Here is a 17,173-nt window from a genome sequence, read left to right on the forward strand (position 1 = left end):
GGGAGCCTTCGACGGCCGCGATCCCGGCCGTGATGCCATTTACGTCCGGCCGGCGAAACGTGCCATCGCCTGTTCCGTTTCCTCAACCAGACGGCGCATCAGCGTCCCCGCGTCCATCTGGCGGGAGAGACCGCTCCCCTGGCCAGCCCACATCGACAGGTAGTCGCGCTCGCGCTGTTTCGCCGCGGCCTGCCGGATGTCGCGGGTCAAGGCGTTTTGCACCGGATAGGGCGGCACTTCATCCCGGTACGGGGCAATCTCGCGCATGAACCGGTTGCAGACGCCCCGCGCCGGCTTGCCGGAAAACGCGATCGTCAGCGCCGTCTGGTCATCGCCTGCCTCCAGGATCGCCTGTTTGTGCAGCGGATGGGCGCCGCTCTCCGTGCAGACCAGAAACGCCGTGCCCACCTGTACAGCCTCTGCCCCCAGTGCCAACGCGGCAGCGATCCCCCGCCCGTCCATGATGCCGCCGGCGGCAATGACCGGGATATTCAGCCTGTCCGCCAACTGCGGCACCAGGGCCATCAAGCCGATCAGGTTGTCGGGGGAATCGGGCAAAAACGAGCCGCGATGCCCGCCTGCCTCGCTGCCCTGCGCGACCACCAGGTCGACGCCGCTCGCCTCCAGCGCCACGCCTTCGCGTACCGTGGTGGCGGTGCCGATCACCGTGACCCCTCGCCGCTTCAGCTCCGCCATCCAGCGCTGCTCGAGGAGGCCAAACGTGAAGCTGAACACTGGCACCTCTTCCTCCAGCACCGCCGCCATCTGCTCTTCAAACGGTTCGGCAAACCGGCCGACGTCCGGGTCTTCGGGGATGCCCAGCCGCCGCCGCGCTTCGTTCATCAGCCGCCGGACGTTTTCGCCCGGACGCGTATCGCCGCTGACCTCCTCCGGGATGAACAGGTTGACCGCAAACGGTTTGTCGGTCAATTGACGGATGGCGCGAACCGCACTGCGGATCTGCTCACCGCTCATGTACCCCGCCCCCAGCGAGCCCAGCCCGCCCGCATTTGAAACAGCGGCGACCAGCTCAGGTGTCGTCGCCCCGCCGGCCATCGGGGCCTGGATGATCGGCCACTGCACCTGCAGTCGTTTGGTTGCCTCGTTTGTTGGCCACATGCATGATACGCTCCTTTCGCAATCGGAATCAGCGTTCGGCTTGTCCTTCGCCGTCAGGACCCACAAGTTCCAGAAAATGTGCCAGAATCCGTGCGGTCAGCCCCCAGATCACGCGCCCCTCCACCCGATAAAACAAGTGGTGGACGGTGCCGGTCCGCCACGGATACCGCTCGCCGCCCGGTATCAGGTGATAGGGATAGTCCGCTCCCGGCTCCACCTTCATCTTCACCGGATACACTTCCGGCCGGGTGGCAACAAGCGTTTGCAGCGGCACGCAAAACACCTCTTCCACTTCGGCCGGGTTGGGCGACATGTCTGCAAGCGAGTCGATCTGCCCGACAAACGGGTAGATACAGGCAAACGGCGTCACCACCGTATCCAGCGTCCCCACTTGGCGGATGCGTTCAGCGGCCAGCCCCAGCTCTTCGCTCGTCTCACGCCGGGCCGTCTCCCACGGGGAGGCGTCTCCCTCTTCGGCCCGCCCTCCCGGAAAACAGATTTCTCCGGCCTGCCGCCGCATCGTGCGCGCCCGCTTTTCAAACAGCACCGCCAACGTTCCGTCATCCCGCTCCACCAGCGGCACCAGCACGCTGAAGCGGCCCAGGTGCTTCTCTCCCATGATGCCGGGCTGGCGCTGCCCCAGCGCGTCGGCAATTTCGGCAACAGACAGAAAATGGTTACGGGTCGGTTCCTTGCTGTTCACTCGCCGCCCTCCTTTTCATGATGGCGCTTCCATGGGGAGAGAGCCGCTCCCCCACTGTACCGCCAGCCGGGAACGGACGGACGCCGAGGCGTTCTCCCCCTCGGCTCCGCCTGTTCCGCCGGCTTGCCAAAAAAAGACGCAGTCCCTTTTCATCAGGGTACCACGTCTTTTGACAGGATGAAACTGGAATTTGATTTACTCTGCTTTATCCAGCACGATCAAATTAGATGTTTTCTCTGCTCGATAACCGATGATTGGTTCGTCAAAAGAGACTGGCAACAGCCAGCGGTTCACGTTGTGACTGTTCTCGATCATTCTCTTAACGTTCACCGTATAGGTGATGATTGTCTCGACGCCAATTCCGCCTATCACAAAGTCTTTGGTTTCTACCAGACTGCCAATTTCTCCGGTCAGTCGTTCATAAAACCAGCGATTTTTCGCCGACACATCATCTACATCCAAAGCCGGATATCTGTCCACATCAAACCATGCAGAGAGCTCGTAGATGTCGTTGTTCTTTTGTACGTAGCACCCTCCATGTATCGATTGATTTACCATGCAGCGAACAAGGCAAATCTTTCCCTGCTCGATATACTCATGCAGCAGGGCAAGGTCGGTATCTGGAGGCAAGCATTGTTGATTGCGATATTCCCAATCCTCAATGACTTCGATCTCGACAATGTCGCACGTGATATTGTTTTTGTGAAGCAACTTGCTGCATTCTGAAAAGTCGATACCCTTTCTTGTATAAAGGGTGATCTCCAGCACGGCACCCATTGGCTCACCTCAGTCTGGTATGCGGTCCCGAAAATGCTACAACTCCATCACCGGAATCCCGTTCTTGGGCGCGACCGGTTTCACGGGTTGGCCGCCGGAACGGACAAGCGTGTAATACTCGTAGCAACCAATCACCCCGTTGTCTCCCTCCATGACCCCGGGGTAGGCGCGGTTGACGGAGTAGACCTGGCTTTGGTGGGCCCGGAGCGCCTCCCCCTTGCGGTCGCGGTAGCGGGTGATGTCCACCTTGCCGGTGATCGGCACGGCGGGAGCAGGTCCTTTGTCCGGACAATGGTCGTAGTAGTGCGGGATGGAGACGAAGTAGAAATCAGGCCACTCATCCGTCGGCAGCACCTGCTCCGCCTGTTCCACCGCCATGCCCGTCGCGCGGCATACGGCGATATGGTCGGGATGGCCCGTCACTCCGTCGGGGGGAAACGTGACCACCACGTGCGGCTTCCATTCCACGATGGCGGACGCCAGCCGTCCGGCCAGTTCGCAGGGATCCACTTCGGCCAACCCGCCGTCTGGGTAGCGGTACAGCTCCAGCCGCGTAATGCCGAGGATGTGCGCCGCATTGTGCAGCTCCTGTTCGCGGTGACGGGCCAGCGCTTCCCGGCTGTCGAACGCAAACGGGCCGGAACGTCCCTTACAGCCGGACGTGACGCAAATCAGGCAGGTCTCCTGTCCGGCATCGCTGCATTTGGCCAGCGTCCCGCCGCAGGCAAACGATTCATCGTCAGGATGGGGAAAGACAAACATCAGTCGTTTCATCATCACACCTCGCTCTCGCCGGCCTGTTTTTCCAGATAGGCCAGTCCTTTGGCTATCACGCCGAAGATCGGATCGTTTTGCGCCTTGTCGATGGTCACCTGCGGCGTGTAGCGGCGGGCGTGCTCGATGACGATGCGGCGGACGCGCTCGTCGTTTTGCAGCACGCCTCCCTGGAGGATCATTTTGAACGGCTCCTCTCTCATCCTCAGCCGCTCGATGACGGCGCGGGCAGCGAGAAACAGCTCTTCACCGGCGGCCTTGAGAATTGACGCGGCCACCCGATCCTGCGAGTCGGCCGCCTGGCTGACGAACGGCGACAGTTCGCCCACCTTTTCCACGGAGTAGTCCGGGCCGTACGTCCAGTTAAACAGTTCCTCCACCCGATCGAGCCCCAGATGCGGCAGCAGCAGGCTTTCCAGCAGCGTCGGCTCACCGCGGCCGTCCGCCGCTTTCAATACAGCCATGATCGCTTGTTTGCCGATCCAGTACCCGCTGCCCTCGTCGCCGACGCGGTGACCCCATCCGCCTGCGCGCGCCGTCTCGCCCGCCCGGTTCACCCCAAACGCGATCGAGCCGGTCCCGGCGATCACGAGAATGCCCGGCTCTCCGTTGGTCGCTCCCAGCAGGGCGGCAAAGCCGTCATTTTCCACGATCAGGTGGCGGACGCGAATCCGCAGCATCTTCAGGACGTCGCGGACCATGCCCGTGATCACCTGCCGGTCGTGCTCTGTATCCAATCCAGCCAGGCCAAATACGGCGCACTCAATCTCCCATGCTGTACGGCTCATGCTGTCGTGGGGATCGGCTGTCGGCAGCCGCCCCGCCGCCTCATTCAGCGCCTGACTGATTGCGGCCGCCAGTTCCCGCGCGGCCGCTTCCCTGCCAATCCCCTGGTAGTTGCAGGAACCGGCCCGTCCCGCGCCCAACGTCCGCTTGGACCGGTCTGTCAGAACAGCGAGGCATTTCGTGCCGCCGCCGTCCACGGCCAGCAGGGGAATGTGTACCGCTGTCATTTCCGTTCACTCCATTCGGCCATGACCTGATCCAAATAGCGCATCGCCTGGTCGCACGCCTCGCGGGCCTGCTTCAGCCAGGCCATTTCTGCCTGCAGCGACTGCTTTCGTTCGCCGATCATCCGCTTCATCTCGTCCGCATTGGGTCCGCCGGGCAGCTTGCGAACGGCGACGAAATATACCGGATCGAGCGCCTGACGAAGCTGCTCGTCCGTAATCGTCAGCGTCCGTCCAATGACAGCCAAAGCGGCCTGATTGACCAGCTCGAGGCTGATTTGGTCCGCCCGCAGCCCTTGGGCCGCCGCCTCCTTCACCACGCGGCTGACGATGTGGTGCGCCGTGCGGAAGGACAGACGGTCGATGCGCACCAGCGTGTCGGCCAGTTCCGTCACCGTGGCGAAACTGCCTTTGGTCCGTTCCAGCAGCCCCTCCTTGTTTACGTCCATCGTGCCGACCACACAGGCCATCAGGCGGTACATCTGCTCCAGGACGGACAGGCTGCGCCAGGCGTACGGCTGCATGTCGTCCTCCGTGTCAACGATGTCGCCAAACGGCGTATTGTGCATCATCGTCAAGACGACGGCGGCGTTGCCCGCGCTGGACGATAGCATGGAGCGCATGTGTTCAAACGAGACAGGATTGCGCTTCTGCGGCATGATCGAGCTGATCTGAACATACGGGTCAGCCACTTTCAGCACGTCAAACTCCTGCGTGCACCACTGCAGCATATCCTGCACCGTCCGCCCCAGGTTGATTGCCGCCACCTGCACGGCGGCCGCCGTTTCGCCCAGGTAGTCCGCCCCGCCGATCGCGTCGTAGGAATTCTCCACCAATTCGTCAAAGGCGAGCAGCTGCCGCATTCGCTCCCGGCTGATGGGAAAACCTGAGGTGGTCAGCGCCGCCGCTCCCATGGGACTGCGGTTGCAGGTGCGGTAGGCGCTGATCAGGCGGCGGATGTCCCGCGACAGCGAGTCAGCCACGGCCGTGATGTAGTGGGCCATCGTCGTCGGCTGCGCCTGCTGGGTGTGGGTGTAGCCGATCATCACCGTCTCGGTGTGTTCTTGCGCAAACAGGAGCAAATGCTCTTTCAGAGAGAGTGCCGAAGCCAGCGTGGCCAGCAGCTTCTCGCGCAGCACCATGCGGTAGATGGTGACGCCCATGTCGTTGCGGCTGCGGGCCAGGTGCAGATTGCCGGCCACGTCCCCGGCCAGTTCCAAAAGACGGCTCTCTACCTGAAAGAACAAATCTTCAAACTGTCCGGTATAGGCTGAGCGGCGCAGCCCGTCCAGGTCGATGGCAGTGAGGGCGCGGGCAATCGCCTTCGCTTCGTCCTCCGTGATCAGCTTCTGTTCGCGCAGCATGATCAGATGCGCCTTGTTGATCGCCATCATCGGCGTCAGCAGATGGGTTTTCGCTTCCGAAAAAGCCGGTTCCAGCACGGCCTCCGCGTACGTCTTTCCGGGGAACCGGGCTCCTTCCCGTTGAAATATCCGCTCTTTGTAGTCCATTGACGGTTCTCCTTCCCTGCCGTTTCCTTTTCTGTTTTTTCGCGGTTCCCCACTGCCGGGGAGCCGGGAAAAGCGGGGAAGACGGCCGACTGCGGCCGTCTCTCCCGTCCCGTTTTCCTGCCTTATTGCTTCAAACTGACCATGTTGACGAACATGCGGATGGCTCCCGGCACCAGGGCGGGGATTTCACGGTACCAGACGAGCGAACTGTAGGTGTACGTCCCCTTGCCGTATTTTGCGGTCAGGAATGTGCCGGTAAACTCCTTCTCGCCCGGATCGCCGTTTGCAATCAGCTCCACGTACTCTTTGCCCCACTGCGACGGGTTGTAGGCGGAACGGTCCTGAATCCAGTTGTTCCAGTCTTCCTCCGTAATCTTGTTGGGTGTGTTGAAAATGGGATGATCCGGCGCAAGCATGGTAACTTTCGAGTTTTCATCGGTGACGCGCCATTCAATCAGCGGCGTGCCGATCGTGATCGGGTACGGCGCCAACTCCGGCTTCCAGTTGTCTTCCGGCTTGTGGTACTGCACCACCAGGTTGCCGCCGTTTTCCACGTACTTCAACAGGCGGGCATTGCTCGAAATCAGTTCGGGACGGAACCCGTACGCCCGGATGCCCAGCACAATCGTGTCGTACTGGCTGAGGTCGCCAGACTCGATGTCCTTGGCGCTGAGGAGGGTGACGTTGACGCCGACCTGTTTCAGGTACTCGTCGATGTTGTCAAAACCGCTGGAGACGTATCCTACTTTCAACCCCTCCGGCACTTTCAGGTCAAACGCCTGGATCATCAGCTCCGCCGGTTGGACGTAATACGTGGTGCCGATGTGCGGATAGCGGATCACCTGGGCGCCATGGCGGCTTTCTTTTGCCCCCGCGCGCGCCACGGCCGTTACCGTGTACGTGCCCGATTTGACGGCGGCGGACGGCTTTACCGTAAACGCGACCGACTTGGTCTCCCCTTTGGCGGCAAACGCCAGCGGACTTGCCTTCGGTTCTACCGTCCAGCCTGCCGGAACGTCCAGCGAGATGTCCGCTTCCGCCGCACCCGGCTGGTAGTTCTTTACCGTCACCTTCACCGAAATCGGCTCTTGCGGCTTCAACGTGTTCAGAACAGCTGCGCCCGGGTCGAGCGACAGCGAGAACGGCGGCAGGACGGCGACAGCGTCAGACGGAACGACGCGGCTGACCGCGGTGGAGCCGAACGCCTTGTACGATACGTCCGCAGTGATGGACGGCGGCAGATACGGCTGGAACAGCGGGGCGTCTTTCGGCACCTCCACTTCGTACGCGGCCGTGACGGTCTGGTTGTACCCCACCTGGCCGAAGCTGGTCGCCCCCAACGGCTTGGCCCGCCATCCTTCCGGCACATTCAGCTTCAGGCTGACGTCTTTCAGCGGCACCTGTCCGCCGTTGTACGCCGTCACTTTTACGGTGGCAGTCTGACCGGCGACCAGTTCGCCTGTCTCCGGCCTTACTTTGGCCACCAGTGACAGCGCCTCCGCACTCGCCGTGTACAGCTGTCGTTCCTTTACCTTCAGACGGTGGGTCAGGTCTGCCCTGGTCGCTTCGTCCAGTTTGGCTTCCTGCACGACGGTCAGCGCCCTCTGCACGTCCGACAGCATGTCGTGCACTTCCCTGGCCACGTCGGCAAAGCGCGGGTAGGCGGCGATCACGTCGTCGGCGTCTTTTTGCAGGGTGCGAAGCTCCCTGGCCAGCTTTTCCCCGCCCGGCTTGCCGGCCACTTCCCGGGCCAGGTCGTCAAAGGTGTAGGCGATGCCTTCGAAAAAGTCCGATTCCCGGGCTTTGGACGGAACCGTCGACTGCTCCAGCTTGTAGTAGTTGAAGCTGGGCCCTTCGTCGTAGTGGCGCCCCATCCCCTGGCTCTTGTGCATGAAGCGGGATTCCTCGCCCAACTGCTGGTAAGACGCGCCGTACACCTCGTCGTACTCGCCGATCGGCACGCGAACCGTGTAGTCTTTCTCATCCGCCGGCACGTACAGCTTTTTGGGCTGCCAGGGGCGCAGCCCGTTTTTCAGATGCTCCGGAAACACGGACGGGTCGGCGGCGTCCTTGAACGCTTTTACCGTGATCACGTTGATGGCGCGGTGATGTCCGTGCGTGGAGGGTACGTTCAAAAACGCGGGGATGAGCACGTCCGGCCGCAGTTCGCGAATCTTGCGAATCAGCCGTTCGTAGACGACCTGTTCTCCCCATTTGGACAGTGTCTCATCCGGGCTCTTGGAAAAGCCAAAGTCGTAAATGGGGTCGTTGATCGATTCGCTGAGGATGTCCAGCGTGACGTTGGTGACCTTGGACGCTTCCTGCAATTCACGAGTACGGATAATGCCCAGTGCGTTGCCCAGCTCGCTGCCGATTTCGTTTTGGCCCCCTTCGCCGCGGTTGGCGATGATGCTGTACGTGTCCACACCCTTGCCGAGCGACAGGTACGCGAGCATCGCGCTGTGCTCGTCATCCGGGTGAGCCCCCGTGTTCATGGCGCTGGCGATGGTAGTCAACGGCTTGATCGCTTTGTACAAGTCGACCACTCCCCGGTCAGCATGGGCGGTCCGGGGCGCCATCGGCCATACCAGAGTGCCTGCCAGGGCCACGGCTGATACGACGGAAAACAGCTTGGCAAATGTCCCCTTTCTCAATGAACGCTCCTCCTTTTCCTTATTGGGATTGATGTATGCATCAATCATGGCCGTCCATGGAGCCTGTTCCTGCTGTCGCCATGGATTGACCTGAGGTAGCTGAAACGGACATGCACAGACGCTGCCGTCTGGTTTCGGGACGCTAAATCGAACGCAAACCTGCCTACACCGCAGTGCCCGCCTTGTCGCCAGCCAGTTTTCTGGAGATGAACAGGACGATGATGATGACCACAATCTGCAGCACGCCGTATGCGCACGCGGTGCCGAATTCAAACGTGTACATGCGCTGGAAAATGGCCACTGACAGCGGCATCGTCCGCGGCGTAAAGATCAGGATGGAGGCGACGAACTCGCCGATACACTGAACGAACGCCAACAGCGTGCCGGCCAAAATCCCGCCAAATGCCATCGGGAAAACGACGCGGCGGAAGCTGTACCACCACGATGCCCCCAGATTGCGCGCCGCTTCCTCCACCGACGGGTCCATCTGCATCAGCGTGGCCGATGTGGAGCGGAACACCAGCGGCAGATGGCGGACGAAATAGGCGAGCGGGATGATCCAGAACGTGCCGATGAGCACCTGGCCAAAGCTGAATACGGTCGGCTCACTGAACGCGGCGATCAGGTTGACGGCGACAACAGTGCCGGGAAGCGCCCACGGCAGCATGATCAGCACGTCGAGCAGCGTTTTGCCGCGAAAGCGCAGCCGCACCATCGCGTACGCCGCCGCCACCCCGAACAGGACGATGCCGACGGTGGCGATCGCACTCAGCTCCAGGCTGTTGGCAATCGGCCGCCAGGTCTTGCTGTCCGTAAACAGGTCGATGTAGTGGTCCAGCGTGTACTGCGGCGGCAGAATCTGCACCGTCCAGGTGCCGTCCACCGAGAACGAGATCAACACCAGCACGAGGATCGGCAGCATCAGGATGACGATGCCGATGAAGGCCAGCACTATGCAGACATAGCGGCCCGCTTTGCTTTTCACCTCGGTGCGGTGTACGCTGATGCCCTTGCTCATGTTCTGGTAGTTGCGCACCCCTTGGTACCAGCGCATCAGCAGCAAAAAGGCAATGGAGACGACGGACAGGACGGTCGACTGGGTGGCGGCCATGTCCAGATCGCCGTTGGTCCGGGACAGGTAAATCTGCATCGTCATCGTCCGGTCGATGCCGAAGATCAGCGGCGCCGTGTAGGACGCCATGGAGATCATGAACACCAGCAGCGACGACGCCACCATGGCTGGCGTGAGCATCGGCAAAATCACCCGCCGCCAGACGGTAAAGCGGTTGGCGCCCAGGCTAGCCGCCGCCTCTTCCAGCGACGGGTCAAGACCTTTGATCGCCGCCGATGCCGTCATGAAAAAATAGGTGTACATGGTAAAGGTGTGGACCACAACGACGCCCCATATTCCTTTCAGCGAAAACGGCACCTGTTCCAGCCCGAACAGTTCCTTGAACAATCGGGGGAATATGCCGCTTTCCCCGTACAAAAACGTAAACGACAGCACGCCGATGAGCGGCGGCAGCGCCATCGGCACCAGGGCGAGCACGGAGAGGATTTTCCGCCCCGGGAACTCGTAGCGCTCCAGCAAAAAGGCCATCGTCACGCCAACAATGCCGCAGGTAATGACACTCAACACGGATATGTATACGCTGTTCCAAAGCGCTTCCAGATTGGCCGTGTGCTCCAGGCTGAAGAAACGGGCGTAGTTTTTCCACGTAAACTGCCCGTCCACGTTGACGCTGGTGGCAAATGTTTCAAACAGCGGATAGATGACGTAGGCCAAAAGGATCAGGAACAGCGGCGAAACCAGCACGTAGACAAAGGACGGCGAAGCAGTGAAGGAGATCCGTTTGGACGGTGTCGCGGCTGGCTGCAGTTCTGCTTTCACAAGCTCCTCCTCCTTATCCCGCAAAGTAGATGCTCGCTTTCGGAATGTGCAGGGAGATGGTCTCTCCGCGCTGTTTCAGCGGCCGTCCCTGGCTGATGGACATGCTGCGGAGCTGATGAGGGCCGACGCTGGTCACGTAGTTGACGCACGCACCCGTAAACTCGGCAAGCACAACAGTGCCCGACACCACGTTCTCACCGTCCGCTCCCGTGCTTTCCTGCACCGTTTCCGGCCGAATCGACAGCACGACTGTCTCGCCCGGCACGAGCCGCACCTGCGGCGACACGTTGTGCGCATATCCGGTCAGCACGAGGTCAGGAGCCACCCGCACCCGTACTTCGTTACCGTCGATGCCTGCCACGATCCCCTCCCACAGATTGGTTTCGCCGATGAACGACGCGACGAAACGGTTTACCGGCCGATGGTAAATCTCGTGCGGCGTACCCACCTGCTGCACTTCGCCGCCCTGCATCACCATCACCCGATCCGACATGGACATCGCCTCCGCCTGGTCATGCGTGACGTAAATGGTGGTAATGCCCAGTTCCATCTGCAGCCGCTTGATTTCATACCGGGTTTCTTCGCGCAGTTTGGCGTCCAGGTTGGACAGCGGTTCATCCAAAAGCAGAATCTGCGGCTCGATAACGAGCGCGCGGGCCAGCGCCACCCGCTGCTGCTGTCCGCCGGAAAGCTGGTCGATCCGGCGTTCGCCGTATCCTTCCAGACGGACGAGCTTCATCACCCGCTCTACCCGTTCTTTCATTTCCGCTTTCGGAATCTTGCGAACCTTGAGCCCAAAGGCGATGTTCTCAAATACGGTCATGTGCGGAAACAGGGCGTAGTTTTGAAACACCATGCCCGTGTTTCGCTTGTGGGGCGGCAGCGATGTGACATCCCGGCTGCCGAAGCAGATCCGTCCCCTGGTGGGATAGTAAAAGCCGGCGATCATCCGCAGGGTCGTCGTCTTGCCGCAGCCGCTTGGCCCCAAAAAGGTGAAGAATTCGCCTGATTCGATGTGAATGTGAACATCTTCGACCCCTTTTGCGTCGCCAAACTGTTTGCTGACGTGATCAAGTGTTACGCTGCTCATCAGGTGTCCTCCCTCTCGAGATTGGCAGGGCGCTGCCCGGCTTCGGCAGTCGCCTGTGCCGGACGGAACCGGACACGGCCAGACGGAAAGGGGTCCCCCTTCCCGTCTGGTCCTGCTGTCCTCACCCGCTTACTTCTTGCTTTTTCCCTTGATGTTTTCGTCCCAGTACTGCATCCACTCTTTTTCTTTCTCCGCCATCACATTCCAGTCGAGCTCCAGCGGTTTCAGCTCCAGGTTTTTCATGAAGTCAGGCAGTTCGTCCTTGCTGATGTCGGTGCGTGACGGGAACTGGTAGCGCTCTTTCGCCAACTGCGTGGCGATCTCCGGGCTGAACAGGAACTCGTAGAACTTTTTGGCTGCGTCCATGTTCTTGGCTCCTTTGACGATCGCGACCCCGTCGACGAGGATCGGCGCGCCGCTCTCCGGATAGACAAAATCGTACGGATGGTTGTTCTGCTTGCTTTGAATCAGGACGTCCTGCAGGTTCCACAGGGAAATGACGCCTTCCTGGCGGTCCAGCTTCAGGTAGAGCTGGGTCGGGTCCTGGGCGTACTCCTTGGTGTTGGCGTCCAGTTTTTTCAGCCATTCATACCCTTTTTCCGGCGTGTCTGGCCCCTGACGGTAGATCATCGCCGCGTAAATGGTCCGCATCGTGCCGGACGGCAGGACGTTGCGGATCACGATTTTATCCTTGTACTTGGGATCGAGCAGGTCGTCCCAGTCCTGCGGCGCTTCTTCTTTCGTCAGCGCCTGCGAGTTGTACATGATCACCTCGGGCAGCAGCATTTCGCCGTACCAGCGGTCCTGCGGGTCCTTGTACAGATCGGGAATCTTGTCGGCAAACGTCGGTTTGTACGGCTCCAACAGCCCCTCGTCCGCTGCCGTGCTCAGCGCGGACTGTGTGCCGCCCCACCAGAAATCGGCCTGCGGATTGGCCTTTTCGGCACGCACCCGCTCCAGGATTTGCTGCGCCCCCATCTCAAATGTTTCCACTTCAATATTGGGATATTTTTCCTTAAACTTGGGCAGGACGATTTCAAAAATATTTTTGTCCCGGGCGGTGTAAATGACCAATTTTTGCGATTCGCCGGATGCTGCCGGCTGCGCCTGATCACCGGACTGGCCGCCTGTACCGCTGTCCGCCTGTCCTCCGCCGGAACAAGCGGCGACGGTCAGGGCCAGCGAGCCGACAAACACGCCGCGAAGCCATTTTTTCCATGTGCTGTTGGACGTTTTCACAATCGAATCCCCCTTTTTTTCACTCTATTTGTCCAGCAATTTCGTAGATGGAAACGCTTCCAGAACGCTGTGAACGGCCCCGATCAACCCCGCCTCTTCACCAAGTCGCGCTTTTTCCATACGGGGCACAACGGGCACCCATTCCGTCAGCCACTCGCGAATCTGCTTCACCCCTTTTTCGTCGATATGAACCATCTCTCCGCTCAGAATCAACAGCTCCGGGTTCAGCACGCTGACGATATTGGCCATCGCGTAGGCCCAGTGTCGGTATACGTCATCCAGCAACCGCGCGGCCTCCTGGTTGTCCTGCCGAGCTTGACCGATCAGCGTCTCTATGATACTCGACCCTTCCTGAAGGTCGGAGAGAAAGGCCTTCGCCTGTGCTTTGACGCCAGGGACGGAGTAATGCGTCTCAAACACGCCGTACGCTCCGTCGCGCCGGCTGTGTACGGGGCCGATCAGCATGTAACCGATCTCGCCCGCTGCGTCCCGGCTTCCCCGGTATAACTGGCCGTCCAGGATGATGCCGGAGCCGATCCCCGTGCCGACGTAGATGTAGACAACGTTGGAATAGCCGACACCGACACCGCGGACGCTCTCGCCCAGGGTCATCATGTTGACGTCATTGTCGATGATGACCGGCACCTCCAGCCGTTCCTCGATGGTCTGCCTGATCGGCGATCCCATCCAGCCCGTGCTGGGAGCAAAGCTGACCGTACCGCTGCCCCGCTGGGTGACCCCGGGCAGGCCGACACCGATGCCCAGCAGCCTGTCGCGCGGCAAGCTGCTCTCCGCCAGCAGACGGTCCAGTCCCGCCGCCAAATCCTCGATCACCCGTTCTCCGTCGGCCGGCTGGGCCAGACGTTTGCGGTACCGGGCCAAAAACTCGCCTTTCAGGTCGGCCACCGCCATCTCCAGCGCGGAGCCTTCAAACACTGCGCCGACGATCGCGTACGCCTGGTAGTTGTACTCCAGCAGGATCGGCTTTCGGCCGCCACGGGAGTCGCCCATCCCCACCTCCTTGAGCAGCCCATCCTGAATCATCTCCTCCACCAGGGCGGAAACGCAGGGGCGGCTCAGCTGCGTCTGTTTGGCAATGTCGGCGCGGGAGATCTGACCGTGCTGAATCACCTGCTGCAAGATCTCTTCCTTGTTCCACTTTTTCACCAGCTTGCTGCTGCCCGTTTTTCTGGACGAACGCACGCCTTTTCACTCACCACCAAACAGTTAGTTAACCTAACTAACAAAGTTATCCAAATTATACCGCCCATACACAGAATAGTCAAACTATTTCGCTTCAATGATATGCACCACCCACAGGTTATCTTGCCAAACTCCGCACCCGCTCAGCGTTCTTCGCCCCGCCTCTGAATACACATGTAGTACGTTTTGGACGTTTTCCCGCTCGTATCACACTATCCCAGCGAAGAAGGAAGTGGTTCAACGTGAAGCGAACCGGGAGTACCGGGAAAACCGGCATCTCCATTATCACCTGCACCAAACGTCCCGGCATGATGCGCAACCTGTTTCAGAATTATCTGCGGCAGCGCGGAGTCAACAAGGAATTGATCGTAGTGCTGAACAACGATGCGATGAGCGAAGCGCGCTACAAAAATTACGCGCGTTCGTTTCCCAACGTGTCCGTCTACAAACTGCCCGGACGGACGTCACTCGGCGCCTGCCTGAACTTTGCCGCAAGCAAGGCATGCTATCCCTACCTCGCCAAATTTGACGACGACGATTACTACGCCCCCCGCTACGCGGCTGACACGCTGCGCGCGTTTGCCCGATCAAAGGCGGCCGTCGTCGGGAAGCGCTCGTATTTTATGTACTTTTCTGGATTGCGGCTGCTGATCCTGCTATATCCGGGGAACGAACACAGGATGACAGGGGGGATCGCAGGCGGGACCCTCGCATTTCGGCGAAGCGTGTGGAACCGTGTCCGTTTTGCCAACCGCTCGCTTGGGGAGGATGTCTCGTTCCTGCGGAATTGCCGCCGCCTCGGCTTTCGCATCTACTCGGGCAGCCGTTTTCACTACTGTGCGATTCGCCGGAAAAACGTCGGCAGCCACACCTGGAAAGCAGGCCACCGGTACCTGCTCTCCCGGCCGCACAGGCGGATTGCCCGCACGGTCAACTATCGCAAGTTTGTCGTCGGATAGGAGTTGCCAGAAAAACAACAGCCCGGGAGGGGGTGATCCCTTGATCTTCCCCCGCCCGGGCAATCTGAATACGCACAGATCGTGCTTATACTTCATGTACGGTTATACTTTGAAACTGCCTACCATCTCCTGCAGATCTTCGGCCATCTTCGCCAGCGCCGTGGCCGACGCGTTGATCTCCTCCATGGAAGCCAACTGCTGCTGAGCTGCGGCGGAAACGTTTTGCGTACCAAATGCCGCTTCCTCTGCCACTTCCCGGATCGTATGCGTCGTCTCCACCACGCGTTTTGTGCCTTCGGTCAACTGTTGCACCGCGCCGGACACCTCCTGGATTTGTCCAGCCAGTTCTTCCACTGCCGCACGAATCTCTTCGAAGGAGGCCCCAGCCGCATGGACCACGTCAATTCCCGCGGCCACCTCCTGGGTCACCGTGTGCATGGAACGAACCGCATCGTTCGTCTCCTGGCGGATCACCGCAATGAGTTCGGCAATCTTTTGCGTGGATTGCGTCGTCTGCTCTGCCAGCTTGCGCACTTCATCCGCCACCACGGCAAATCCCCGGCCGTGTTCACCTGCCCGCGCTGCTTCGATAGCGGCATTGAGCGCCAGCAGGTTGGTCTGATCGGCAATCTCGGAGATGACGTCGACGATGCTGCCGATCTCCTGCGAGCGCTTGCCCAGTCCGTCCACGGTATGCGCCAATTCCTTGACGGTGACACTCATTTCCGTCATTTGGTTGATCGCTGTTTGCACGGTCTGGCTGCCGGAAGCTGCCTTGTCCGAAGCCTCGGAAGCCAGTCCAGCCACCTGCTGCGTGTTGCCGTTGATCTGTTCCGCAGCGCTTGCCATCATGTTGACCACCTGGTACGCTTCTTCCACGCCAGCTACCTGCTTGTCCGCCCCGACGGCCACTTCCTGAATCGCGGACGAGATTTGTTCGCTGGCCTTGCTGCTCTGATCCGCGCTCGCCATCAGCTCCTCAGCCGACGCCGCCACCTGGACGGCACCCTGGTTCACCTCGGCCAGGACAGACTGCAGCGACAGGCGCATGCCCTCGAAGCTTTCCGCCAAGCGGCCGATTTCGTCCCTGGCATTTACTCTTACTGGTTCAGACAGGTCGCCCTCGCTGATCTTGGCGGCGGCCGCCATCAATACGGCGAGCGGACGCGTGATCAAGCGGACGATCCACAGCACCAGCACGGCGCCGCCGATCACTGCTACGGCCACGATCGTCAAAATGGGAGGCAGCACGTCGGAGGCCTCTGCTTCCGCTTCACTCACGTAATAGGTGCCCAGCAGCTTCCAACCGGTCAGTCCGTTGGTGACAAACGCCATTCGCTTGCTCTGTCCGTCCTGGTTGACGAACTCAAACGTGCCCGCTTCGTTAGCATACACGTGGTCGATATAATCTGCTTTCTCCGCTTCCGTCCCCGCTTTCTGCTGGGGATGGACGATGAACTTCCGCTGTTTGTCCATCAGCACGACGTAGCCGAATTCGCCGATTTTGACCCGGCTGGTGATTTCGGCCAGTGCCTGCAGACTGAGGTCGAGCCCGACCACTCCGTGCCCGTCTTTTGTCGTCCGGGCAATGGTGATGACGGGGAGGTCTGTAGACGCAGAAATGTACGGATCAGTGATGACCGTTTTTCCCTTGTTCTCCATGGCTTGTTGGTACCAGGGTCTAGTACGCGGGTCATACCCGGCCTTTACCGACACCGTGCTGACAAACGCCCCCGTCTCCGTTCCGATGTAGATACCTTCCCACTCGTTGTGGATGGTGGCGGCCTCCTGCAAATACGCATGCGCTGCGGAATCGTTGCTCGTCAGCCCCTGTCCCGCCAGATGAGAAGCGACCCGCTCCACCTCCTTCATCTGCAAATCCAGATAGGCATCAATTGTTCCGGCCAGGGTCTTCACCTGCTCGTCAGCCCGCTGCAGCAGTTGGTCCTCGATTTCCTGCTTGGCGCTGTAGAACGAGACCCCTGCGATCAGCAGACTCGGCAACAGCAGAATCACGGCAAAGGTCAACAGCAGTTTTCCTTTCATCTGCAGCGAACGTGTTCGTTTTGGCTCGGTAGGCCCATTCATGTCGATTCCTCCTGTTGTTGATGAGCTATAATAAACACAAAAAAAACAGGCCATTCCAAATAAAAAGAACAGCCGTCCATCATTGTACAAATATTTCCCGAAAATGACAAGACAAGTATATCCTTCATGCCCATTTTTTTCTTTTTTCTAGATCT

General features: G+C 60.0%; 13 protein-coding genes. 1 reads left to right on the forward strand and 12 read right to left on the reverse strand.

The features are described from left to right. Positions 1 to 39: 39 nt before the first annotated feature. From KDN35_RS03565 to KDN35_RS03615, 11 genes are all read right to left on the reverse strand, one after another. Entirely contained in the window at positions 40 to 1,119 is a 1,080-nt protein-coding gene (locus tag KDN35_RS03565) for an NAD(P)H-dependent flavin oxidoreductase (protein WP_212132093.1), read from the reverse strand. Positions 1,120 to 1,147: 28 nt separating this feature from the next. Next, positions 1,148 to 1,822 (reverse strand): NUDIX hydrolase, encoded by a 675-nt coding sequence (locus KDN35_RS03570; protein ID WP_349290950.1) that lies wholly within the window; start codon positions 1,820 to 1,822, stop codon positions 1,148 to 1,150. A gap of 195 nt (positions 1,823 to 2,017) precedes the next feature. Continuing rightward, positions 2,018 to 2,599 carry a hypothetical protein gene (locus KDN35_RS03575; RefSeq protein WP_212132094.1) on the reverse strand — a complete coding sequence of 194 codons (582 nt, stop codon included), beginning with the start codon at positions 2,597 to 2,599 and terminating at the stop codon, positions 2,018 to 2,020. Between the two features lie 36 nt (positions 2,600 to 2,635). Next, a complete protein-coding gene (locus KDN35_RS03580; protein WP_212132095.1) occupies positions 2,636 to 3,373 on the reverse strand; it encodes a PIG-L deacetylase family protein in 738 nt (245 codons plus the stop codon). A gap of 2 nt (positions 3,374 to 3,375) precedes the next feature. Continuing rightward, positions 3,376 to 4,386 (reverse strand): N-acetylglucosamine kinase, encoded by a 1,011-nt coding sequence (locus KDN35_RS03585; protein ID WP_212132096.1) that lies wholly within the window; start codon positions 4,384 to 4,386, stop codon positions 3,376 to 3,378. Then, positions 4,383 to 5,894, reverse strand: coding sequence for an argininosuccinate lyase (gene argH, locus KDN35_RS03590; protein WP_171565906.1), 1,512 nt, complete (start codon positions 5,892 to 5,894; stop codon positions 4,383 to 4,385). Before argH ends, KDN35_RS03585 begins: the two co-directional genes overlap by 4 nt. Before the next feature lie 122 nt (positions 5,895 to 6,016). Next, complete coding sequence (locus tag KDN35_RS03595; RefSeq protein WP_171565905.1) at positions 6,017 to 8,548, reverse strand: NEW3 domain-containing protein; 2,532 nt, start codon at positions 8,546 to 8,548, stop codon at positions 6,017 to 6,019. Between the two features lie 163 nt (positions 8,549 to 8,711). Next, positions 8,712 to 10,439: an ABC transporter permease gene (locus KDN35_RS03600; RefSeq protein WP_171565904.1), complete on the reverse strand. Its 1,728-nt coding sequence runs from the start codon at positions 10,437 to 10,439 to the stop codon at positions 8,712 to 8,714. A 13-nt stretch (positions 10,440 to 10,452) separates the two neighbouring features. After that, complete coding sequence (locus tag KDN35_RS03605; protein WP_171565903.1) at positions 10,453 to 11,529, reverse strand: ABC transporter ATP-binding protein; 1,077 nt, start codon at positions 11,527 to 11,529, stop codon at positions 10,453 to 10,455. A 129-nt stretch (positions 11,530 to 11,658) separates the two neighbouring features. Next, positions 11,659 to 12,768 (reverse strand): extracellular solute-binding protein, encoded by a 1,110-nt coding sequence (locus tag KDN35_RS03610; protein WP_212132097.1) that lies wholly within the window; start codon positions 12,766 to 12,768, stop codon positions 11,659 to 11,661. Between the two features lie 24 nt (positions 12,769 to 12,792). Continuing rightward, a complete protein-coding gene (locus KDN35_RS03615; protein WP_212132098.1) occupies positions 12,793 to 13,971 on the reverse strand; it encodes an ROK family transcriptional regulator in 1,179 nt (392 codons plus the stop codon). Between the two features lie 242 nt (positions 13,972 to 14,213). Here KDN35_RS03615 and KDN35_RS03620 point away from each other — a divergent pair, with 242 nt between their 5' ends. Next, positions 14,214 to 14,930, forward strand: a complete 717-nt coding sequence (locus tag KDN35_RS03620; protein ID WP_171565900.1) for a glycosyltransferase family 2 protein — start codon at positions 14,214 to 14,216, stop codon at positions 14,928 to 14,930. Positions 14,931 to 15,032: 102 nt separating this feature from the next. Here the strand turns inward: KDN35_RS03620 and KDN35_RS03625 are convergent, their stop codons facing one another. Next, complete coding sequence (locus KDN35_RS03625; protein ID WP_212132099.1) at positions 15,033 to 17,018, reverse strand: methyl-accepting chemotaxis protein; 1,986 nt, start codon at positions 17,016 to 17,018, stop codon at positions 15,033 to 15,035. Positions 17,019 to 17,173: the final 155 nt, after the last annotated feature.

The organism is Brevibacillus sp. NL20B1, from assembly GCF_018195675.1.
GTDB lineage: Bacteria > Bacillota > Bacilli > Brevibacillales > Brevibacillaceae > Brevibacillus > Brevibacillus aydinogluensis.